The following is a 21,075-nucleotide window of genomic DNA, read 5'->3' as shown; positions in this document are numbered from 1 at the left end:
CCAGCCCGTCTGCTTGTCCTCGACACCGCGACAATCGTGCTGGAACGGCAGGATAGCCCTTCTTTCCTGGTTTCTTCTGCTTGCAATGCTCATAGAAGCGGGAGATGGCAGCCCACGCCCGATCAGCGGCAGCTTGCCGGGCCTGCGAGTTGAGGGAGAGCGCAAAAGGGAACTGTCTGGCCAGCACAGCACAATACCGCTGCAGATCATTCCTGGAGATGCCACGTGCATCCATCCAGAGGCGCAGGCACGTATTGCGAATGAACTGGGTGGTGCGGATGGCTTCCTCGATGGCGGCGAATTGCGCTTTCGACCCATCGAGCTTGTATTCGTAAATTAGCATCCCTTGCTCCTTGTTCGTCCTCACTATCTTCGTGTATTCTCGCACAACGGTTGTCTTCTGTCAAGCGAAGGAGAACGTTCTGACTCTGCTGGCTTCCTGCGCCATCCATCCCCCTGGCTGAAGCCAGCGGCCTTCTGCCGCTTTTTGGTAATGATCCCGGATCGCGTCCGGAGGTCATACCGCGTGAGTTCATAGTGGTACGGTTGCTCACAATTGATGAGACGCTCAAAGGCTTCGAGTGTCGCAGGAATATCGTCTTTCTGATCGTGCGGTGTTTTCTGTATCATATTCCACTCCTTCCCAACACCTGACCAGGGAGAAAGGCACTGCCCCTGACCCATTTCTTCATTATACCCGCTCTCCTCTACACGCCCTGCTTGCCCTGTGTAAGACAAACTCCTTTTGCAGCAAATTTTTCACACAAACCCTGCTTACGATCCCTTACAGCACACATAGCTTCGTGCTTCAGTATTTCCCTCTTGCATTTCGAGCTCGCGCAAGCTATACTGGAAGCAGATCCATGCGAGGCCAGAAGTGATGCCATTTCCAAGCACGCAGCCTCGCCCAACCCACGAGAAGGCAAGAAACCGGTCTCTGGAGCAAGCTGAGAAGGATTGGCAACAGGCCGGAAACCGTGAAAACGGATCGTGTCGCCATTTTCAGCGAGGAATATCTTGCTCTGCTTCACAAAACAGCTTCTGAGAACGCTTCTAGCACCATGCCTCGCTTTGCAGGGGACTTTGATCTATTCAGGATTTTGGAACGGCTCAAATCCGAGGGCGATCATGAACCCAACGCCCTTGCAGGGCTTCGATCCGTTCAGGATTTTGGAACTTCCTGGTAATTGCCTCTAAATCAGGGTGGGTATCAACCTGTAGGGAGCTTCGATCCGCGCAAAGAAGCAGGCAGGTCGACACGTCGCGAGGGAGCCTTGTCGGTAAGCCACCGCTCTGGTATACTTCCTGGTGTTGGGAGGAATGGGAGCAGTCGGGAACAATGCAGACAGAAGGAAGGTTCGATGCCCAGAGCACCACTTCACGCCCTGACCTGGTCCAAAGAGCAGCGCTGCTATGAGTTATACACTCGTGGACGGCTTGAGCATCGCTTTCAACCAGCGGATGAAGCCGCCTGGTTAGACTGGCTCCAGGAGGCGACTTCCTTTGCCTTCCATGGCGCAAGAGGCTCTCTCAATGTCTATCAGGAACAGCGACCACGTGGGGGAGCGTATTGGTATGCCTACCAGACCAAAGAGGGCCGCACCCGCAAGCGATACCTCGGACAGACCGAGAATCTTGGTTTCTTACAACTGGAGGAGACGGCACAGGCGCTCTTGCGTGAGCAGAAAACCGGACATTCGCTCGATCAGGGGATGCTGGTGCTTTCGGGACGACTTACTCCGCCGCGACTGCCAGGCGCCCTGGTAGAGCGTGAACGCCTGCTGACTGCACTCGATGAGGCGCTTTCGACACCGCTGACTCTGCTTTCCGCTTCGGCGGGATGGGGCAAAACAACGCTGCTCTCGGTCTGGGCACATCGACAAAAAAAGACACAGGTGGCCTGGCTCTCGCTGAACGAACTGGACAATAGTCTGACACGCTTCTGGGTCGCGCTGATCGAGGCTTTGCGTCGCTGCCCCTGCCTGGAACCAGACTTCGGAGAAAACGTCGTAGCACAGTTACAATCGCCTCAGCCTCCACCGCTTTTCTCCTGTCTCTCCGTACTTCTCCATGAGCTGGCAAGCCAGCAGCTCTATCCTGTTCCTATTGTCCTCATAGTAGACGACTATCATGAGATAGAAGAAGCAGCTATTCACCAGAGCATGGCCTTCTTCCTGGAGCACCTGCCCGCGCACCTGCATCTGATCCTCTCCACCCGCGTAGACCCGGACCTGCCTCTTGCGCGTCTACGAGCCCACGGACAGTTGACCGAGATTCGTGCGAGCGAGCTACGCTTTCAGGAGAACGAAGCACAGCAGTTTGTGGACAAGATGTTCTCGCCACCACTCTCAAAAGAAGAGGTACAGCGGCTGGTGAGCCGAACGGAAGGCTGGATTGCCGGGCTACACCTGGTCGCGCTCACGATGCAAAAGCGTAAGGATCGCACTACGTACCTTGAAACATTGACCGGGAGTCAGAGGTACCTGCTGGATTACGTGCAAGATGATATCCTGACACGCCTATCACCCGATATGCGCGACTTTCTCCTTCACATCTCCATCCTCTCTCATCTGGACGCACGTGTGTGCCAGGCCGTCACGGCTGCACCAACGAGAGCAGCCAGTCAGCACATGCTCACGTTGCTGGAACGAGCGAACCTCTTCCTGGTGCCCCTGGATGAGGAGCGACGCACCTATCGGCTGCATGATCTCTTTCGTGAAGCCCTGCTCTCGGCGCTCCATAACAACCAACCAGAGATAGTACCGCTTTTGCATCGTCGGGCTACCGACTTTTATGAGGCGGAAGGACAGTGGTCTGAAGCCATTACTCATGCACTTGCCGGGGCTTCTTTCTCCACAGCAGCGCGGCTGATGGAACAGACCATCGAACAGTTCTGGCTGCGTGGAGAGGCGGAGACAATGGCACGCTGGGTGCTGGCATTGCCTGATCCGGTGGTACGCGAACACGCACACCTGGCACTCACTACAGCACTCTATCTCCTTCACCCCGTCACCTATTCGACCCAAGAGCAGCGTGAACGTCGCCACCAGCAAGTGAGACAGCTCATAATACGGGTCGAAGGAGCCTTGCAGCATCAAGCGAACGAGCCCGCTTCGGAGACCCTGCTGCATCGGCGTCTGCGCCTGTTACGCGCGGGGATCGCCCTGTATGAGGCAATAGCGGCCTCAGAGTATGAGCGCCTGCCCGCCCTTCAGCAGGAGATGCAGGAGCTTGACCAGGACGAGGAGATCATCTGGCATATACTCCCGCTCTTCTGTAACGTCGTCTACTACACGGCCAGGCAAGAGAGAGCAAAGCTTTTACCACAACTGCTCGACGCCAGAGAGCAGGCCCGCCGCTCGGGAAGCCACCTGGCGGCAATCAGAGTCATACAGTGGTTGGCACTCGCGGCAGAAGAGGCGGGACAGCTACACCTGGCCTATCAGGAGAGTCTGGCCGCCCTCGACCTGATCGAACAGACGGGGAGCTATACCCTGCTCAAAGGGTACTTCAGGGATGTCCTGGCAGGAGTGTTGTATCAATGGAATCGGTTGGAAGAGGCGCGTGGCTGGCTGCGAATGGTCATTCAAGATGCCACCACCTGGCAACAGAGTGATTTACTCCTGTCAGGATATATGCATCTGATGCAGGTCGAGCAGGCAAGAGGAGATCTGTCTGCTGTCCAGCAAATACTGCATGAGTTTGAGCAGTTGGCAGGGTATCACCGTCGGAACTGGCTGCCCATCATGCAAGCACAGTGGTGGCTGGCTCGGGGAGAGATAAGAGAGGCAACCAACTGGGCAATGAGCATTGTCTTTCCCGAAGGGGCATGGGAACGCAGCTTGTATGACGCTTTCCCGATTGTGATGCGGGTATATTTTGTAGAGCGCCATTGGACAGAAGCTCTGGAGCAGCTAGAACGCTTTCGCGAGAAGCTGATTCATTCGGCCAACAGCAAGATTACCCTCACATATCTGGCTCAGTCCATGGTGGCGCTACACCATGCAGGCCAGAGCGAACAAGCATGCAAGGTCGCGACGCGCCTGTTCGCTTTGACCGAACCAGAGGGCTACCTGCGTCTGTACCTGGATGAAGGCGAACCGATGCGTCAGGCACTTGAGACACTGCTAACTCCCAACTCACAGCAGCATGAGGTGGCCCCCTCCACCAGAGCCTACATCTCAAAGCTGCTGACCACTTTCGAGCAAGTGCAACAAAGCACACACCTGTCTCAGGTTTCGCCCTCCTCTCTCGCATCTGCATCCCTCCCTGCCCGGAAGGCATCCACTCCGGGCATTCCCCTTACACAGCGTGAGCAGGATGTCTTGCGCCTGTTGGCCACCGGAGCCTCGAATCAGGACATAGCCCGGTCCCTGGTGATCGAACTGCCCACCGTCAAAAAACACGTCAGTAACCTGCTCAGCAAACTGGGAGCCACGAACCGCACTCAGGCAGTGGCCCTGGCGCGTGCCCGCTCCCTGCTCTAACAGGATTCCTCCCAACAGGGAACCGTTCTCCTCTTACACCTACTCCCTTTGGTATCCTTTTGGCTCCTGTGGAAGCGCTCGCGTTCTGTTATTCTTTATACCAGCGGAAAGGAAAACACGGTGATCCAGGATCCTCCGTTGTTCGCCTTTCTGAACACAACTTGAAGGCCGTGAAACGCGCAGAATGTGGAGGAGACAGATGTACTACGAGATACGAGTTCAGGGACACCTGGACCCGGCCTGGCAAGACCGCTTTGGCGGACTTTGCATCGAGCAACAGGAGACCGGAACAACGCTCCTCTCAGGGACGCTGCCAGATCAGGCCGCGCTGCATGGAGTGCTCCTCCAGATCGTCCGTCTCGGTCTGACGCTGCTCTCCCTTGAGACGAGCACAGCTCAGACAAAGGACGCTTGAGCAGGTGAAGCATGCCTTACTCTCACACGAAGAAAACACAGTTTAACGGCAAATGAAAGGAAGATTCGATCATGGCTAATGAAAAAATACAGATGGTGATGATGGCAGTTACCGATATGGCAAAGGCCAAAACCTTTTACGCGGAGCAATTGGGATTTGAGGTCACGACAGACTACGGACAAGGCGAACAGCACTGGGTCACACTTGCGTTCCCGGGAGGGGGTGCCTCGCTGACACTCTCGACATTGCATGGAAATATGCGTCCTGGTACAATGCGGCTCTACCTGGCGACATCCGATGTTGAAGCGACCTACAACGAGCTCAAAGCAAAGGGCGTTAAGGTCAACGACGTGAAGGACGATCTGTATGGTCCGGGGTCTGGCGTCAAATGGTTTGACCTGCGGGATCCCGATGGTAACGTGTGGCAGGTAGTCCAGGCCTAGTCACTGCGAGGTGCAGTGCAGATGCGCCTCGCATGCTTCAGTATCGCGCCGATTGATGCTCTGTTAAACAGAAAAATCAGGAGTATAGTATGAATCAGTCCTGGCAAGATTTTGCGCTCGCTGAACCAGAACTCTCCGCCTTTGGCGAGGCTCGCTTGAAAAGTGGCCCGGCCTATCTGGCAACTGTCCGTGCGAACGGAATGCCCCGCGTTCATCCCGTGACGCCAATTATAGGCGAGGGGCATCTGCTCCTGTTTATGGAACCGACATCTCCAAAGGGCCATGATTTACAGCGAGGTTCCGGCTACATGTTGCATTGTTGGGTAAGCAGCAATGATGGTGGTGAAGGAGAGTTTTGCCTGACAGGACATGCATTTTTAACTGATGATCCGGCGATGCGGGAACTTGCTGCGACATATGGGTATCAGCCGCAGGATCATTACATCTTATTCGAGCTGACTGTAGAAAGCGCGTTTTCAACGATCTACTCCGATACCGGCGAGCCAATACGGAAAAGCTGGAAAGGGCAAAAAAAGCCCTTGAGTATCACCGGGTGACAATGAGAAGCGCCGAATGCAGGTCACATCCCTGGTAAGCCCGTCACCCTTGAAGAAACGCCTCCAAAAGCTTCGCGGCCATATGAGGCAACATACAACGAGAAGAGGATACGTTCGCCACCGCGCTATGGCACGGTTTTCACCCCAGATCAATTAGAAGGAGATTGAGATGAGCAAAACAGAAAAGATGAACACACAGGAGTCCGCTGAGAATACGACCGTGAGCAACAAGAAGTCTAAGGGCTTCACAGAGGAAGAACGAGCCGCGATGAAGGAGCGCGCCAAAGAGCAGAAAGCAGAGGCACGCGCCAACAAGAATAAGGCGGAAGGGGAAAGCGACGTGCTCGCAAAGATTGCCGAGATGCCGGAACCAGATCGTGTCATGGCCACGCGGCTCCATGAGATCATCAAAGCCAATGCGCCAGAGCTCTCACCGAAAACCTGGTATGGGATGCCCGCATATGCCAGAGATGGTAAGGTCGTTTGCTTCTTCCAGCCCGCAAGCAAGTTCAAGACAAGGTACGCGACGCTTGGCTTCAACGACATAGCCCATCTCGACGAAGGCGCTATGTGGCCGGTCTCCTTCGCGCTCAAGGAGTTGACCGCCGCCGAAGAGGAGAGGATAAGCGAGCTTGTGAAGAAAGCGGTGAGCTAAGGGCGAGGCTTGCAACGAAGCCCGCGCGAGGGTCTTCTGCTGCTCCAAGCATGCTGCCGGGGAGGCGAGAGCCCAGGTTGCTCGCCTGTGGAGAGGAGGGATCCATATCTCTCCCCTCCGTTTCTTTAACTGACTGCATAGTGGGAAAGCTCTCTCACTCCCCGGGTTCTATCAGTTTCCTTGCTGGCTCTGCTTCTGCTGTGGTAAAAACAAGCATCTGCGAAATCGGGGGAGTCAGCGACCTGAAAGGAGCAGGTAAAGAGCGACACAACAGGTAAGTCAACCATCGCGCGGCGGCTTTCGGAGCAATATGGGGTTCGCCTCCACCACTGCGATGACATGCAGTCGGCACACACGGCCCGCTCAAACCCCATCGAGCACCCCATGCTTCATGCTTTCATCGCTATGACGATGGCGAACACCAGAGGAGATGTTTCGCACCTTTCACGGCTTCCATGGAGAAGGGTTCAAACTCATGTGTCAAGCAGCATACTCTCCAGTCTGGCCAACGTCCTCCAGCTCACTGAAGATGAACGGGCGCATCTTTTTACGCTTGCTCATCAACCCGCCCCCGATCTGCAGAGTATGCGGCCAGAAGAGCCGGTACAACACATCTCTCATCACATACTTGATGAGCTGAATGCTGTGCCTGCCCTGCTCACCGGACGTACTTATGATATCCTGGGCTGGAATAATGCCGCCAGAATGGTCTTTGAAGATTTTGGCAAACTTCCCAAAAGTGAGCGCAATCTACTGTGGTTGTTATTTACAAAGACTCCTTTGAGCGAGCAGATCACCCTCTTTGTCGAAAGGGAACACTATGCTCAAGAGATCCTGGAGGTCTTTCGGGGCCGGGTGAATCGCAGTTTGGACACTCCTGAGATCTCAACATGTATCAAACGCCTCCAACACGCCAGTCCGGTTTTTCGCAAGCTCTGGGCTCAACACAATGTGCACGCTGCCTGTACAGGCAAAAACATCTCAGGCATCCCGTACTTGGCGACCTGACTTTTGAGACGGCCACATTTCAGCATTCTACTGTCCGCTGTCATGTATCTTCAGGTGATGAAGAAACGACCAGGAAGCTTCATCAATTCTTTAAAAGGCATGATTTGACGGCAAACAACGTTTGAGAAAGAGATGCTGGCGCCGCAGCCACACCGTGTAAAAGCACTGAACCGTCTGATCCAACCCGGCATCTTGCAATGCCTGTAGCGTAGTGACGCTTCCGATAACACAACGGGAGACCACGCCCAAAAAAGAAAGGGGGCCTGCTTCTCTTGCAAGCCCCTGCGGCACCATATCAACAGTGTTTGTTGGCCGCCCTGTGTCGAGGTTGAAATAACGGCCCTCAGCCCTGGCTGGCTCAGCGAGGTGTGCTCGCCGCCAGCTCTTTGGGCTGCTGCGCTTTGATGCTGATCCGTTTGGGTCGAGCCGCCTCATTGATCGGCGCATACACCTTCAGCATGCCATTCTCGTAGCTCGTCTCGATGTGCTCGCTATCCAGCGCCTTTTCAAAGGTGATTGAGCGTGTGAACTCGCCGGAGCCGAACTCCTGAAGCAGCCAGTTCACCTGCTTCCCCTCTTCCACAACCGGCGCATACTTGCCCTTGAGGGTCAGTGTGTTCTCCTTCACCGTCAGCTCAATATCCTCCGCTTTGACGCCCGGCAGCAACGCCTGAACCTCATAGCCCTGCTCGGTCTCCAGCACGTTCACCGGAATCTGATTGACAGCTTCCGTGAACAGGCCTGCCGGATGGACAAAGCTCTGATCAAAGAGACGATTCATCGCATCACGCAGCGTAAAGAGCTCATTGAATGGGTCATAGCGTTTCAGCATTGTCATAGACATCACCTCCTGCGAAGCATGACTCTATGCGACACTCTTGACCCGGAAGAGAGATCATCTTTACTCTTCTTTCCCTGACCCCTCTTCCTCTTTCCATTTCTCTATAACAGAGGATCTCTCTGTTTTATTCCCGCCCACAGCTTTCATTGCTCTTTCCGGCTATGAACTTCTTCCTCTTTCCATTTCTCTATAACAGAGGATCTCTCTGTTTTATTCCCACTTCCAGCTGTGGGCCTCTTCCGCTTTCCACCTTTCTATAACAGAAGCTCCATCTGTTTTATTCCGACCCACAGCTTTCATTACTTTTTTCGGCTGTGATCCTCTTCCTCTTTCCATCTTTCTATAACAGAGAAGCCATTTCTGGTATTCCCATTCAACCGCTTCACCTCTCTTCATCGGCTTTCCATTACAAGAAAACAGAAAGGAGCTTTCCTGTATTTCCACAACGGTTTTTCTCTTTTCCCGTTGCTGCCCCTTCTGAGCTATTCATTGAATACAGAATGCTCAGAAACTCGGGGTACTACTCTCTATCTACGCTCTGCGCTAACCAGGGGAGCCCGCCACGAACGTATGTCACCGTATCCAGGACAGCGAACCAGTCGAAATTAGAGAAGCTTTGGGCACTCAGTGGTTCTATATACGACCCATTCTTTTTGCTTCCAGAGCGAACGGGAAGAACAGCAATCTCCTCTGCAGGCAGCCCCTGTCCGCCATGCGTGGGAATGAACCGCGCAGGTCCCGGAACAGCAGTCAGCAGCGCCTCAAGCGTGCCTGCTTCTGGCCGGCCGATTCCATGAACTGGCGATTCACCCACAGCGGAACCGATGACGGCATAGCGCGAACCAAACATCTCTTGAAGATGAGCTCCAACAGGACACCATGTCACGGTTTCGTTCCCCCATTGCCATATTGTCTGTTCTCGATTCAAATGGCTGTTGTGAGCAAAGATGAATACTTTGCCCCAGCCCTGTTCACGAGAAATGATATACTCCAGATTATCCGCCATCATTCCAGCACGGATATGCAGTAGCCTGATCATACGTTTGTCAGACGCTCGTGCTAGCTCTGCATGATAGTTCAACAACTGCCGCGCCTCCACCGCGAATTGCATAGCCTCCAGGTAGCGGCTTTTGTCGCTCTTTGCCACCAACTCGGGACGGCGAAAATGGAGCTCTGAAATGAGTTCCTCTACCTCAATGCGTAACGCCCTTGCCTCTGCTGACTGGCCTACGGCCTTCGTTGGATCGAGTGCAGCATCTGGATTTTCCCAGGCGGCATCTTGACCAAGCAGTGGTTCAATGCGGTTACGATATTCCTGACCGCGAACACGATCAATTGAGGTGAGGTAATCAAGTGCAACAAAGAGAATCTGACGTGGACTGGATGTGATAGGCGCATCAGTCGGACCATCGAAACCATAGAAATGGATTTTCACAGGATGTGCTGGATCAGCATTGTATTGGCGCATCCACTCGATAAGTTCTCGATTCGCTTCGAATCGCTCAAAGCCGTGTTTCAGCCCAGCATCGCGTACTGCTTCATACGAATCTGGCCCGCGCCCAAGCACATATTCATTGACAATGTCTCCCTTATGGAAATTGCTCTCGATGGCGATAGCGCTATAGCCGTGGCGCTCTACAAGGCGCTGGAAGAGTTGATTGCGAAGAAGAAGGAGCTCCTCCCCTCCATGAAGTGCCTCTCCAAAGCCGAGCAATTCTACGGAACTCCCAAGTGAAGCAATCAGCTTATCAACCGCAGCATTGAAGGTGGTCGGAGAAGCAAGCGAGAATGGAACTGCCTCCTGCGCAATCCAATCGTGCAGTGTCGCATATCTGACTGTTGAGTGAATCATGTATCTCTCCTCTGGAGTTTTCTGAGGAGCATTCCCTTCTGCTCCTCATCTCCGTTCTCGCACGCTCTACAAGAACAAGGTAAACAAGATGGATTTCGTATGGAAGGTGCATGCATGCATCTCCGATCCATGCTGGCCAGGCATTTTCTGGATCACATCCCTACTGTACAACACAGATGCAACATTTGAGGGTGAAAAGAGTAAAAACAGGGTGGCAGGACGTAAAAAAAGAGGCGAACAGGCTCAAGTATACCTGATCCATCTGATAGCGCCACACCGAGAAAGTCTCCAGTATCGTGATGAGAGTTTTAGATGATCCCTTATATAGCCCTATTCAGGCAGCAGAGAATGAGGGTTTTCAGCCAGACGAAACGGGGCATAAAGATTGCTTTTTCTCATACCTGCTCTTATACTATCCATTACCTTGCGAGAGCGAGGAAAAAGAGCATACGGAAACGGTGAAATGAAACAGCTCACTCATGCGTACCATCTGGCAGAAGCCGCAAATTGGCCGATGATTCAGCGAGATTGCCTGCTGAGCGCCAGCGCACTCTTCGACACTGCCGGAATCTCTGGCATTGAGCGGGAGCAATTGGAGCGACAACAGCGCCTGATACATACCAGACTGCCAAACGGCGTACAGATTCGAGATCAACGGCTTTAGCTGCATCCAGCATCATACCGACACGGTTCCAGCGTTGATCCACCAGCTCATGATCAGGCATTCCATAGATAAAGCCATCCAGCCCGATGGAAATTGCACGCTGTACCTCCACTTGATAGTCTATCTGAAGCCAGTTTTTTTCCGACCGGGGAGCACGTCCAATGGGACGATCACGCAGATAGACACCAATTGCGCGATACTGCCCATTCTTCGCGTCGGGGTCCAGCCACGCAGCGGAGTAATCTTGCGATGGAACCGCATTCTCAATAGAGATGGGAAAGGGAGGGAAGTAGTAGACAAAGACCTTCTTTTTCGAGGCACGCAGTACGCTGGTTGAGGGCATATCAAACAGAAAGGGATTCACGGAAGCAGGAAGCCGCGTGGGCCGATTGGGATCCTGCCGGACGGAACAGGTAAAGCCCGGCACCAGCAGCAAGGACGGTTCCCGCACACCCTGCTGAAAGGGCCAGCATCTTTCTGCGGCTAAAACGAAACGCCATAAAACAATTTCCTCCTGAAATTGTAGTTTTTCCAATGCTGATAGGAATACTCCTTCACAAGCAGCAACTTATGAACAGTATTGAGCGTTTTCTGCTTTCTAAACTGATCCTTGCCCCTCTTTCTAGCAGGAGTAGACTATCACCATTTTCACGAAAGGTAGAATGCGGGCAGTAGCATAATAAGAAACAGATTTGACTATTTTTGCCCTCAATGGGCACTTAGTTACTACCTGCATTCATACACGTTTTTATGGATAAAATAGCAGGCAGAGCATCTCCCGAATCCAGCCTGCCCGCGATTGAATTTTTACTATTTCTTTGATTTTTCTTGCCAATTTCATTGACAAGAATCCATTTTATATGATAACTTTTCTATGTAAGCGCAGCAAATATCTCCATTCTATAAAAGAAACTCACTAAACTCTTCTATGAACAAAGAAAAAGGAAGCAACAAGCATGAATCAATCCGAGGCGAAAAAACCGTTAGCACATTTTGAAGATTTCGTACACTCCATTCTTCAGGATTGGAAGGTTCCGGGCGCCGCTGTCGCGATCATTCAGAATGATGAAATTCTTCTCTCACAGGGCTTCGGGCAACGCAATAGAGCTGAGGGGTTAGAGGTGACATCCGAGACACTTTTCCCCATCGGCTCCTGTACAAAAGCCTTCACAACAGCAGCAATAGCTCTTCTGGTAGACGAGGGCCGGTTAGACTGGGATACACCGGTCAAAGCATACCTCCCCTCCTTTAAGCTCTATGACACCTTCGCCACCGAGCGACTGACGCCCCGCGATCTGGTATCGCACCGCTCTGGCCTGCCTCGCCATGACCTGATGTGGTACAACTCCACGCACACACGCAAAGAGCTGTTTGATCGTCTACAGTACCTCGAACCGAATAAGGATCTCCGCCAGCTCTGGCAGTATCAGAACCTGATGTATATGGTTGCCGGGTATCTGGTGGGAGAGCTGACCGGCCAGACCTGGGAAGAGTTCGTACAGAAGCGCATCTTCGAGCCTCTGGGCATGACACAAAGCTTTTTCTCGATCGAGCAAGCGAGAGAACAGGGCCAGTGTTCCCATCCCTATATTCATCTGAACGATGAAGTAAAGGAGATGGCCTTTTATGCGGCACAGGGAGCCATCGCGCCAGCCGGAGCGATTGTTTCGAGCATCAAGGACATGAGCCGGTGGATATCGCTCCAAACGAACGGGGGTAAAATCGGTGAAACCCAACTCATCTCTGAAGCTCAGATAGCACAGATGCACTCGCCACAAATGGTCATGCCAGAGACAAATAAATACGCCGAACTGACCAACTCAACCTATGGCATGGGCTGGTTCCTCCATACCTATCGGGGCCACAAAATGGTTGAACATGGCGGCAATATCGATGGCTTTAGCTCGCTTGTCACCATTTTGCCACAGAAAAATATTGGCATTGTCGTGCTTACTAACCTCCAGGTGAACCCGGTTCCCTCTATCCTGACATATAACATCATTGATCGCTTGCTTGGGCTGGAAGCAGTCCCCTGGAATGAGCGCTTCCGGAAGGAATTTGATGAGATGAAGGCGGCAGGAACAAAGGGAAAGGAAAAAAGCGAGGAAGACCGCGTTCAGGGAACATCACCATCACATCCCCTCGAAGCCTACACCGGCGACTTTGAGCATCCCGGTTATGGGACCATCTCGATCACGGAGCATGGGGGTCAGTTGAAGGCCATATTCAACTCGATGGAACTTCCGCTCAAGCACTACCATTACGACGTCTTCGATGCCACTGTTGAGAAATTCGACCTCACCATAAAAATGTCCTTCTTTACCAACACCCGTGGCGATATTGATACCCTCAGTGCGCCAATGGAATCAGCGGTTAAAGACATTGTCTTCAAGCGTGTGCCGAACAAACAGATGACAGAAAAGAGTTTCCTTGAGCCCTTCACCGGAATCTACGAGGTCATGGACATGCAAATGATTGTCGCCTTCAAGAGCGAACACACCTTGAGCGTCTCCATGCCAGGTCAGCCAGCCTTTGAACTCGTACCTTACAAGGGGACAGAATTTCAGGTCAAAGGGCTTTCGGGCTCCCGTATCGAGTTCAAAAGAGATGAGTCGGGAACAATCACGGAGGCAATCATCATTCAGCCAGGCGGTGCTATTACCGCGATAAAGAAGACAAAGTAGCGCCCGCAAAGCGGATGTTCTCAGTCTTATGGCAGCCAGAAATGAGTACGTTGACTCCAGGTGATGGCGTTTCACACAGGTACTTCAGGCAGCCTGAGAAGCGGTGTCACAGACAGAATATCGCTTCTCGTCATCCAGAATCTTCCTGCACATGATCGTGCAGGACCGGAGGGAAGTGGGCTACTGGCAGGTATCATTGCGGCCCTTGTCCCTCCTTCCGCCACAAAACGCTGAACTGCCTCCTCAGTGTCAAGGAAATCTGTTCTCCGGTGATATCGGCAACACTCGATAGTGGGAGAAAGGTTGCTACAGCCGGATAAAATCCACAAGCGGCTTTTATCCAGTCGCCCTGCTGATAAACGAAAAACCAGCGGGGAGCTCTGGTGCTCACCTCTTGACAGCGGCCCCCTTTTCGAGTATCCTGAAAATAACCGAACGAACGTACACCCGAAAGAAGGAAGGCAATGCCCGAACAGACGCGCTCAGATAGCCGTGCCCTCATTTTGCACGTCGCCCTCCAATTGTTCAGTGCCAGAGGCTATGATAGTACTTCGATAGACGATATTCGTCAGGCAGCAGGCTTCAAGTCGAAAGCCAGCCTGTATACCCATTTTAAGAGCAAAGAAGAAGTCGCGATAGCCTTGATTCAGCAGATCATGGCTGCACTGAATCAGACAATGTTTCGCGCATACCATGAGGCCAAACCAGAGCCACTTCACCAGCTCACGGCGATCGGGCGGGCTTTTATCTCCTGGGGGCTGCTCCATCCGCAGGAACATGCCTTCTGCTTCGTACGAGTACAACAGGATATACTCCTTCAAGGGAAAGCCAGTTTCTACGGTGCAGACATGCAAACGCCAGGGCGTACCCTTACCAGACTGATTACACAGCTACGCCAGACACAGCCGGTTCGAGCTATTGCTGATGCCGCGCTGCTCAGCATGTTTGTCGGGCTCATCAGCCGCGCTGTCATTGAACAGGAAGCCTTCGGGGACCTCACACACGAGCAGAAAGTACAGCAAATCCTTGAGGTTTGTTTTGCTATCTTGTTTGCGCAACCGGTCCCTATCCCGGACTGACTTTTTTGACGTGCACACTGTCCGAACGCCCGGATAGAAGAGAATCAGGAACGACAAGCGTATCAACCTCAGTGAATTACCATCAAACTTCGTTCATGCTATAATAGCGCGTCGCACGAACAGAACGCTCTGTTGCCAGAGTACCCCTTCACAACACTATTGAGCAGCCCGGCATTTGTATGAGCACAATGGCATGCAGAACAGCGAGTCAGGCGCGTACACGCGGAAAGAATGTCCTCAACAGTGGAGCTAGCAACATGCGTCTTCACACCAGACGTGCGCAAAGTTGCACTCCCGCAAGTCCTTTTTAGGGATCAGAAAGTACGCAGTCCCTGCATCACCAAAGTTCAGACCGATCTTTGGGACGTAGTCAAGCTGAAGCAAGAGTACATGCTGCTTCAATTGCTCCTCATCTTCCATGAGATCAGACGGTTGAATGGGAGTCGGGATCCCCAGAGCCTGATGCAACGGTTCAGAAGTATAACGGCCAGTGATCTCATCACATTCCGCTGGTAGAGATTCATCCAGGAGATGGAACCCCCATGACCAGATAGGTTCAAAGTGGATTTTCGCCTGCTGATAGGTGTTCACACCTTCGCTCACTGCATAGGGTTGCAAGCGAGCGCTATCGCCCCGCCAGTAGATTACGCGTCCGCAATCTGTCAACACGACATCACCAGACTGGAAGCCAAGCCCGAAGAAATAGAGCATGCCATCTGACGGAAGCGCCTCACGTGCGAACGCAAACGAGGCTAGATCTTGCAAGCGATACTGAGCCAGAAAGGTTAGCGGCGTTTCCCGGGGAACATCTCCATAATCCTCGATCAAGGAGGGATAGGAAACATCAGGCGGGAGATCAGGCATACCTCCCACTTTGGAGCTACCAACAGGGAGCTGCTCGGCGAGCTCCAGATGAATCTTCAGTGCTGGCTGGCGCCGGGCTAACAAAGCATCTTTATACTGTTCAAGGCCACATGCTTCAATCTCCTGTACAATTTGCTGTAACTGGCGCTCTAACTCGGCTTCATAGGCTTCCATATCCCTCATCCTTGTGATTTCTTCTTCAAGTCGCCTGTCAATGCGACGGACACTATCCCCTTGTAGGGAATATATCCGGTTCGCTATGAAAAAACAAGGTGTACCCGAATCCAGACGGCATGGGGACACTGCTTCCAGATCGATTTCGGCGTTCTCACGTCATACCCTCTGCCTCGGGTCATATGCTATCGGCATTTGGGCAGCATCCGTTATACTTGAAATGATACCGGTACATCTTCTTTCAGACTGTTTGTAGCATCGGCTTGTCTATTTCCGCTCTTCACCCGGCCTCAGAAGAGCAAAGCACAAAAGGAGCAAGAAAGATGACTACCCGTTCCTTCCGTTTCGGTGTGATGATCCATCAGGCGCAATCAAAGGAAGAATTGCAAGAGAAGGCAAAACGCGCGGAACAACTGGGCTACAGCACGCTGCTGCTTCCAGATCATATAGGTATACCATTGGCTCCCGTCCCGGCGCTGCTTGCCGCTGTTGAAGCAACCAGCACTCTGCGCGTCGGGAGCTACGTCTTTAACAATGACTTTCGGCATCCAGTAATGCTGGCAAAGGAAGCGGCAACACTCGATATCCTTTCCGGAGGACGCTTTGAATTCGGCATCGGGGCCGGTTGGCTGAAGAGTGAGTACGAGCAAATAGGATTATCTTTCGACGCAGGTGCGACACGTGTCGAGCGGCTGGAAGAGGCCGTTCAGATTATGAAAGCTCTGTTCACAGGAGAACCGGTAACATTTTCGGGCAACCATTATACGATCAAGGATCTCAGAGCGCCTCTCAAGCCGCTTCAAGAGCCGCAACTTCCGCTGTTGATCGGAGGCTCAGGGAAGCGCATTCTGTCACTTGCCGGTCGTGAGGCGTCTATTGCTGCTATTACAGCACGGGTCGTCCCTGACACCATCAAGCCAATCGTCTCGACAACTACCCCTGAGGCCACACAAAGAAAGATCAAGTGGATACGTCAGGCAGCAGGAGAGCGCTTCTCACAGATCGAATTACATCTTACAGTGCTTCTGACGCTCATCACGGATGATCGTGCCGGGACAGCACAGCAATTCGCACCCCTCGCGGGAATGACTGCGGAGCAAATTCTTGAAAGCCCGCACTGTTTGATGGGAACCGTCGAACAGATAAGCGAGGAGGTGTACCGGCTTCGAGAACAGTATGGCTTCTCCTATCTGGGCATCTATGAGGAAAGCATGGAAGCGTTCGCACCGGTTATTGCTCGCCTATCAAACAAATAAGCCTGTGATGCCCAACTCCCTGCATGCTGCGATCAGTGGCAACGCCCCCCTTCGCTCATGTGTCCCTGATCCGCCCCTTGTTGTGGGCAGAACCTGCTCAATAAGGGCGAATTATACCCTCTTTTGGCGATATACTCTTACCAGAGAAGATTTGTTGCAAAAGAGACGGGAGTCTACTGCATGTGAAGTATCTGAATATGCCGTACTTCAGTTCATAAATAGCTCTTCCCAAACATTCAGGCGAGGGATCGTTAAGCTGCATTGACCCCTTGAATTCTGGCTGGAGTCAAAGCCTCGGGATACATTCCGAAGAGAGCTGCTACTGACCCTCTAAGGCTCTCTTTCAGACATATTCAAAGCCATTTGAATATTCTCTATCCCTCCACATTCATTACTTATAAATTTTGATTTTATTCAGATATATATTTTTATCCCTTAATACTCCGATTATCTCTGTTCTAGAGCAGAATATCTTTACTGAAACAGGGCAAACGAGAGCCCACCCGCTCGCTTTGAAGCACTTTAAAGGATCTCCTGGCAGAGATAGAGTGTATGTATGATACTATACGTTGCAGGAGTCTCTATTGCAGATTAACGATGAAAGGACGAATCATGGTACGTATCCGCGATTTTGGGGTGCATCCTGGTTTATTGCGCCCGGGAACACTGAATGCTATCACCGATGTGGCGGGAGTAAGAGTCGGACATACAACGGTAAGGAAAGAGGTCAATGGTATTCCCTGGCGCACAGGGGTAACAGCCATCTGGCCCCATGCGGGTGACGCGCTTCAAGAGCGTATCTATGCAGGAATATTTGCGTTGAATGGTTTTGGTGAAGTGACGGGTCGCTCTGTGATTGAAGAGTGGGGTGTGTTGGCAGGTCCGATCATGTTGACAGGCACCAACCATGTGGGCGCAGTCCATCACTGGACAACGCAATATCTCTTTGAGCGCGGAGGCAGAGAGAAAGGGTTCACCGCCATTCTACCGGTAGTTGCGGAGTGTGACGATAGTTATCTTGATGGTGCTTTTGGTCAGGCTCTTGGACGGAACGAGGTCTATGCTGCACTGGATGAAGCTACAGGGGGTCCAGTTGCCGAAGGGTGTGTTGGAGCAGGGACCGGGATGCTCCTCTTCGACTTCAAGGGAGGGATCGGAACCGCCTCTCGCATCATCGAAGGAGAAGACATACAATATACGGTCGGGGTGCTGGTGTTGACGAATTTTGGTATCAAAGAGCGGCTCTGTATTGATGGTATCCCGGTCGGACGGCTGCTACAAGAGCCTCCTGCACCTGAGATCACAGAGGGAAGCTGCATCGTTCTTGTGGCAACAGACGCCCCGCTCCATCCTTTGCAATGCAAACGGCTGGCAAAGCGAGCCGCGCTCGGTCTGGCACGAACTGGCTCCCTGGCAGGTGATACCAGCGGCGAGATCATTCTTGCGTTTTCAAACGGAAATCGTATTTCTGAAGCCGCTGCGGGAACCAAAACAAACATTCAGGTTCTTGTTGAGGGATACACAAACGCGAATACCTCTATACTGAACAATCTATTTAAGGGTGCAGTGGAAGCTACTGAAGAGGCGGTGTATAATGCATTGGTTGCAGCAGAAACAACAGATGGAAGAGACGGGCATGTGGTGCATGCGATCTCGCATCAACGTTTGCAAGAGCTACTGCGACGCGGATACACCCCTGCATCATAACAAAACTATCTGAGACGGGCATATTCCTCTCATAGCCTTATATAGAGATGCCAGGAGCATGCTTGTCAGCGTTAGAGAAGCAGCTACTGGCACACATTTCTACTTCTCAGCAAGCCCTGCCTCCAATGCAACAACGTGGGATGGATCAAGCCTTTTCCGTTAGCGAGGCACCTGTAGCCTTCGAGCCACAAGCAGAGTCATCCAGGTAGTACACGCCGAGCGATGGATGACCCGGGCACATCATTATCTCTGTGCACATGAGACGCCCTTCATCTAAACGATTGAAACAATGGAGAACAGGTAATATTCTTCAGGGTTTATTTTTCCCTTGCCGTGCCACTCAGCCTCTCTTTTGTTTGTCCTGGGGATACTCTCTGTGCTTTTGAGTTATAAAAGACGCAAGTGAATCCAAGAGTCTCCCAGGCCTTGTGGCTGATGCTCGCTTCCTGGACACAGTGCATTCGTTCAAAGAGGTATCTGGAACGCTTCGGCAATATACCAATGGCGACCTCTCCCATCAATCTGGCTGCCTTCTTCCATCACGTCACCGCTGAGGTGAGGAGTTTGCCTCTATTGGTATCAGCTTCTCATACATGATCAGACGCCTCTCTTACAGCAAGCACTGGATACTCATGGCCTTTTCAGAGAGCTTTTCCCTCAGAAGCCCTTTTGCAGGATCTGGGGACGTTCACCTACACGATCCGTCGGTATCCCCTCTCTCAAAATAGAGGAGTTCCGAGTTTTGGTGATTCATCTCTCGTGAGAGATGCGGCAAGTTCAAAGCTGTTATGCACACCCGCTCATCTATTGGAACGGGCAAGGACACACCATGTCACTAACTGCTCTTTCTGTTCCGACTTTTTCGTGACGAGTCAGCAGAGAGAGGCACCGTTCCTACTTTCCTTAACCATTCCAACTGAGGTCTGTCTTAAGCTCTGGTTGGGAGTCACTGCTATACTGAGAACAGTGACCTTCACATGCAGAAGGGAAAAAAGTGATTGCTTTCTTAAGAGGCACATTCATCTATCCACACTGCAAGAGGATTCACAGATGAAGAACGAGCGTTTCTTTCGAGAAAAACGATGGTATGCGCTGCTCCTTGGAGCGGTGCCCATCGGGATCATCGTCGGCCTGGCAGCTCTGGCTTTTGTGGCCTGCATACGCTTCGGCACACTTGGCCTCTGGACCATGCTTGCTGGCGCACTTGGTATTCTCCACGCGACGGAGACCCCCTGGTTTATCCTGGGAGCCACCAGCGTTGGTGGCCTGCTGGTTGGCCTCTGCACCGCGCTTTTTCGTGGAGGGGGAGAAGTTCACCTGTTACAGGAACTCCAACAAGAAGGGCACATCGCTTATCGAAAGGTTCCAGGCACGTTACTCACCGCTCTCGTGTCGCTTGTGTTCGGCGCCAGTGTCGGGCCGGAAGGGCCTCTTCTCGAGCTGGGGGCAGGCATCGGCTCCTTTCTGTCCGATCGTCTCCGGCAACCAGTCGAGCAGGCACGTGTCCTGACCTATACAGCAGCTAGCGCGGTCTTTGGAGCGTTCTTTGATTCTCCCTTTGGCAGCGCCTTTCTGGCGCTAGAGTTACCTCATGCCCAGGATATGCGCTTCTATCGTTTGTTGTTTCCAGGAATCGTCGCGAGCATCATGACCTATGGCCTTTTTCTTTTTCTCGCAGGAGGAACGCTGGGAGGTGAATTTGTCTTTCCTCCTTATCAAGGGTTCCGTTTGCTCTACCTCCTGTATGCTTTTCCTCTTGGGGTCGTTGGTGCAGGCGCAGGGCTTCTGTTCATTTATCTGTTTCGGGAAATACACTACCTTATGCGCCCCCTGGAGCATCATCCAGTGGTGAGAGGGATTATTGGAGGCACGGCCTTTGGACTTATCTCCATGCATTTTCCCCTGATCCTGTTCTCTGGAGAGCAGCAACTGGAGACGCTGCTGCGTACAGGACTCAACCTGGGGGTCTTTACCCTCCTGCTCCTGGGACTACTGAAAATCGTGGTCACCTGCCTTTGTCTCAACACGGGCTTCTTTGGGGGACGCATCTTTCCCTCATTCTTCGCCGGGGGGGCGATTGGCATGGCCATTTACCTCCTTTTTCCGGCAATCCCGCTTGTCGTCTGCATGCTCTGTGTGCTTTCTGCATTGGCTGTAAGCATCATGAAGATTCCGGTGAGTATGACCCTCATCGTTGGTGCGCTCATTCAACCAGGGTTGGCGCCCGTAATCGCTATAGCCATCATCGTCAGTTTTCTAATGACTGTCAATATCCCGTTGCTTCCTGAGCGTGCGGAGCAACAACGGTCTCTCCTGCTGACCCTTCTGGAGCGCCTGCGGACACGATCAGGATCGGCCTCAGAGGACTAAGAAAGGCAAAGGAGGGCTC

Annotated in this window: 19 protein-coding genes and 1 pseudogene; 13 read left to right on the top strand and 7 right to left on the bottom strand. The window is 52.5% G+C overall.

Annotation, left to right across the window (positions count from 1 at the left end):
- Both EI42_RS20195 and EI42_RS20190 read right to left on the bottom strand, forming a co-directional pair.
- Positions 1–343, bottom strand: a pseudogene (locus tag EI42_RS20195) (RNA-guided endonuclease InsQ/TnpB family protein); the annotation flags it as partial.
- Between the two features lie 23 nt (positions 344–366).
- Entirely contained in the window at positions 367–630 is a 264-nt protein-coding gene (locus EI42_RS20190) for a hypothetical protein (protein ID WP_111324448.1), read from the bottom strand.
- Between the two features lie 731 nt (positions 631–1,361).
- Between EI42_RS20190 and EI42_RS20180 the strand changes: the two genes are divergently transcribed.
- The 6 genes from EI42_RS20180 to EI42_RS20155 all read left to right on the top strand — a co-directional run bounded on the left by EI42_RS20180 (position 1,362) and on the right by EI42_RS20155 (position 7,565).
- A complete protein-coding gene (locus EI42_RS20180; protein ID WP_111324446.1) occupies positions 1,362–4,487 on the top strand; it encodes a DUF6788 family protein in 3,126 nt (1,041 codons plus the stop codon).
- 199 nt (positions 4,488–4,686) lie between these two features.
- Positions 4,687–4,902 carry a hypothetical protein gene (locus EI42_RS20175; RefSeq protein ID WP_111324445.1) on the top strand — a complete coding sequence of 72 codons (216 nt, stop codon included), beginning with the start codon at positions 4,687–4,689 and terminating at the stop codon, positions 4,900–4,902.
- Positions 4,903–4,973: 71 nt separating this feature from the next.
- Positions 4,974–5,345, top strand: a complete 372-nt coding sequence (locus EI42_RS20170; RefSeq protein WP_111324444.1) for a glyoxalase superfamily protein — start codon at positions 4,974–4,976, stop codon at positions 5,343–5,345.
- Positions 5,346–5,434: 89 nt separating this feature from the next.
- A complete protein-coding gene (locus tag EI42_RS20165; RefSeq protein ID WP_111324443.1) occupies positions 5,435–5,902 on the top strand; it encodes a pyridoxamine 5'-phosphate oxidase family protein in 468 nt (155 codons plus the stop codon).
- Between the two features lie 169 nt (positions 5,903–6,071).
- Positions 6,072–6,557 carry an iron chaperone gene (locus EI42_RS20160; protein WP_111324442.1) on the top strand — a complete coding sequence of 162 codons (486 nt, stop codon included), beginning with the start codon at positions 6,072–6,074 and terminating at the stop codon, positions 6,555–6,557.
- Positions 6,558–7,034: 477 nt separating this feature from the next.
- The gene (locus tag EI42_RS20155; RefSeq protein WP_111324441.1) at positions 7,035–7,565 is read left to right on the top strand and encodes an MmyB family transcriptional regulator; all 531 of its coding nucleotides are present in this window, start codon (positions 7,035–7,037) and stop codon (positions 7,563–7,565) included.
- A 358-nt stretch (positions 7,566–7,923) separates the two neighbouring features.
- On the opposite strand, the gene EI42_RS20150 is transcribed toward EI42_RS20155, so the two are convergent.
- From EI42_RS20150 to EI42_RS20140, 3 genes are all read right to left on the bottom strand, one after another.
- The gene (locus EI42_RS20150; protein WP_170142775.1) at positions 7,924–8,403 is read right to left on the bottom strand and encodes an Hsp20/alpha crystallin family protein; all 480 of its coding nucleotides are present in this window, start codon (positions 8,401–8,403) and stop codon (positions 7,924–7,926) included.
- A 213-nt stretch (positions 8,404–8,616) separates the two neighbouring features.
- Positions 8,617–8,850 carry a hypothetical protein gene (locus tag EI42_RS20145; protein ID WP_111324439.1) on the bottom strand — a complete coding sequence of 78 codons (234 nt, stop codon included), beginning with the start codon at positions 8,848–8,850 and terminating at the stop codon, positions 8,617–8,619.
- A 76-nt stretch (positions 8,851–8,926) separates the two neighbouring features.
- Positions 8,927–10,258, bottom strand: coding sequence for an erythromycin esterase family protein (locus EI42_RS20140; RefSeq protein ID WP_111324438.1), 1,332 nt, complete (start codon positions 10,256–10,258; stop codon positions 8,927–8,929).
- 463 nt (positions 10,259–10,721) lie between these two features.
- On the opposite strand from EI42_RS20140, the gene EI42_RS34940 reads away from it, so the two are divergent.
- Positions 10,722–10,922, top strand: coding sequence for a DUF7002 family protein (locus tag EI42_RS34940; protein WP_371860027.1), 201 nt, complete (start codon positions 10,722–10,724; stop codon positions 10,920–10,922).
- 344 nt (positions 10,923–11,266) lie between these two features.
- On the opposite strand, the gene EI42_RS34935 is transcribed toward EI42_RS34940, so the two are convergent.
- On the bottom strand, positions 11,267–11,422 hold the full coding sequence (locus EI42_RS34935) for a hypothetical protein (protein ID WP_371860026.1): 156 nt from the start codon (positions 11,420–11,422) through the stop codon (positions 11,267–11,269).
- A 456-nt stretch (positions 11,423–11,878) separates the two neighbouring features.
- Here EI42_RS34935 and EI42_RS20130 point away from each other — a divergent pair, with 456 nt between their 5' ends.
- The 3 genes from EI42_RS20130 (at position 11,879) to EI42_RS20125 (ending at position 14,685) form a co-directional block, all read left to right on the top strand.
- A complete protein-coding gene (locus EI42_RS20130; RefSeq protein WP_111324436.1) occupies positions 11,879–13,606 on the top strand; it encodes a serine hydrolase in 1,728 nt (575 codons plus the stop codon).
- Between the two features lie 63 nt (positions 13,607–13,669).
- The gene (locus tag EI42_RS33390; RefSeq protein WP_211326274.1) at positions 13,670–13,840 is read left to right on the top strand and encodes a hypothetical protein; all 171 of its coding nucleotides are present in this window, start codon (positions 13,670–13,672) and stop codon (positions 13,838–13,840) included.
- Between the two features lie 230 nt (positions 13,841–14,070).
- A complete protein-coding gene (locus EI42_RS20125) occupies positions 14,071–14,685 on the top strand; it encodes a TetR/AcrR family transcriptional regulator (RefSeq protein ID WP_111324435.1) in 615 nt (204 codons plus the stop codon).
- A gap of 249 nt (positions 14,686–14,934) precedes the next feature.
- On the opposite strand, the gene EI42_RS20120 is transcribed toward EI42_RS20125, so the two are convergent.
- A complete protein-coding gene (locus EI42_RS20120; protein ID WP_170142774.1) occupies positions 14,935–15,723 on the bottom strand; it encodes a YwqG family protein in 789 nt (262 codons plus the stop codon).
- Between the two features lie 323 nt (positions 15,724–16,046).
- Here EI42_RS20120 and EI42_RS20115 point away from each other — a divergent pair, with 323 nt between their 5' ends.
- The 3 genes from EI42_RS20115 (at position 16,047) to EI42_RS20100 (ending at position 21,056) form a co-directional block, all read left to right on the top strand.
- Positions 16,047–16,979 (top strand): LLM class F420-dependent oxidoreductase, encoded by a 933-nt coding sequence (locus EI42_RS20115; protein ID WP_111324433.1) that lies wholly within the window; start codon positions 16,047–16,049, stop codon positions 16,977–16,979.
- 612 nt (positions 16,980–17,591) lie between these two features.
- Complete coding sequence (locus EI42_RS20110; protein WP_211326273.1) at positions 17,592–18,686, top strand: DmpA family aminopeptidase; 1,095 nt, start codon at positions 17,592–17,594, stop codon at positions 18,684–18,686.
- 1,050 nt (positions 18,687–19,736) lie between these two features.
- Positions 19,737–21,056, top strand: coding sequence for a chloride channel protein (locus EI42_RS20100; RefSeq protein WP_111324430.1), 1,320 nt, complete (start codon positions 19,737–19,739; stop codon positions 21,054–21,056).
- The last annotated feature ends 19 nt before the right edge of the window (positions 21,057–21,075 follow it).

It is taken from the genome of Thermosporothrix hazakensis (assembly GCF_003253565.1).
Lineage (GTDB): Bacteria > Chloroflexota > Ktedonobacteria > Ktedonobacterales > Ktedonobacteraceae > Thermosporothrix > Thermosporothrix hazakensis.
Note: the sequence above shows the minus strand (reverse complement) of the source record. Positions and strands in the feature narration are given on the sequence as shown.

What these genes read in the sequence shown, in the direction of transcription:
- EI42_RS20190 (WP_111324448.1), bottom strand. Translation starts at nt 630, where the DNA reads ATGATACAGAAAACACCGCACGATCAGAAAGACGATATTCCTGCGACA.
- EI42_RS20180 (WP_111324446.1), top strand. Translation starts at nt 1,362, where the DNA reads ATGCCCAGAGCACCACTTCACGCCCTGACCTGGTCCAAAGAGCAGCGC.
- EI42_RS20175 (WP_111324445.1), top strand. Translation starts at nt 4,687, where the DNA reads ATGTACTACGAGATACGAGTTCAGGGACACCTGGACCCGGCCTGGCAA.
- EI42_RS20170 (WP_111324444.1), top strand. Translation starts at nt 4,974, where the DNA reads ATGGCTAATGAAAAAATACAGATGGTGATGATGGCAGTTACCGATATG.
- EI42_RS20165 (WP_111324443.1), top strand. Translation starts at nt 5,435, where the DNA reads ATGAATCAGTCCTGGCAAGATTTTGCGCTCGCTGAACCAGAACTCTCC.
- EI42_RS20160 (WP_111324442.1), top strand. Translation starts at nt 6,072, where the DNA reads ATGAGCAAAACAGAAAAGATGAACACACAGGAGTCCGCTGAGAATACG.
- EI42_RS20150 (WP_170142775.1), bottom strand. Translation starts at nt 8,403, where the DNA reads ATGACAATGCTGAAACGCTATGACCCATTCAATGAGCTCTTTACGCTG.
- EI42_RS20140 (WP_111324438.1), bottom strand. Translation starts at nt 10,258, where the DNA reads ATGATTCACTCAACAGTCAGATATGCGACACTGCACGATTGGATTGCG.
- EI42_RS34940 (WP_371860027.1), top strand. Translation starts at nt 10,722, where the DNA reads ATGAAACAGCTCACTCATGCGTACCATCTGGCAGAAGCCGCAAATTGG.
- EI42_RS34935 (WP_371860026.1), bottom strand. Translation starts at nt 11,422, where the DNA reads ATGGCGTTTCGTTTTAGCCGCAGAAAGATGCTGGCCCTTTCAGCAGGG.
- EI42_RS20130 (WP_111324436.1), top strand. Translation starts at nt 11,879, where the DNA reads ATGAATCAATCCGAGGCGAAAAAACCGTTAGCACATTTTGAAGATTTC.
- EI42_RS33390 (WP_211326274.1), top strand. Translation starts at nt 13,670, where the DNA reads ATGGCGTTTCACACAGGTACTTCAGGCAGCCTGAGAAGCGGTGTCACA.
- EI42_RS20125 (WP_111324435.1), top strand. Translation starts at nt 14,071, where the DNA reads ATGCCCGAACAGACGCGCTCAGATAGCCGTGCCCTCATTTTGCACGTC.
- EI42_RS20120 (WP_170142774.1), bottom strand. Translation starts at nt 15,723, where the DNA reads ATGGAAGCCTATGAAGCCGAGTTAGAGCGCCAGTTACAGCAAATTGTA.
- EI42_RS20115 (WP_111324433.1), top strand. Translation starts at nt 16,047, where the DNA reads ATGACTACCCGTTCCTTCCGTTTCGGTGTGATGATCCATCAGGCGCAA.
- EI42_RS20110 (WP_211326273.1), top strand. Translation starts at nt 17,592, where the DNA reads ATGGTACGTATCCGCGATTTTGGGGTGCATCCTGGTTTATTGCGCCCG.
- EI42_RS20100 (WP_111324430.1), top strand. Translation starts at nt 19,737, where the DNA reads ATGAAGAACGAGCGTTTCTTTCGAGAAAAACGATGGTATGCGCTGCTC.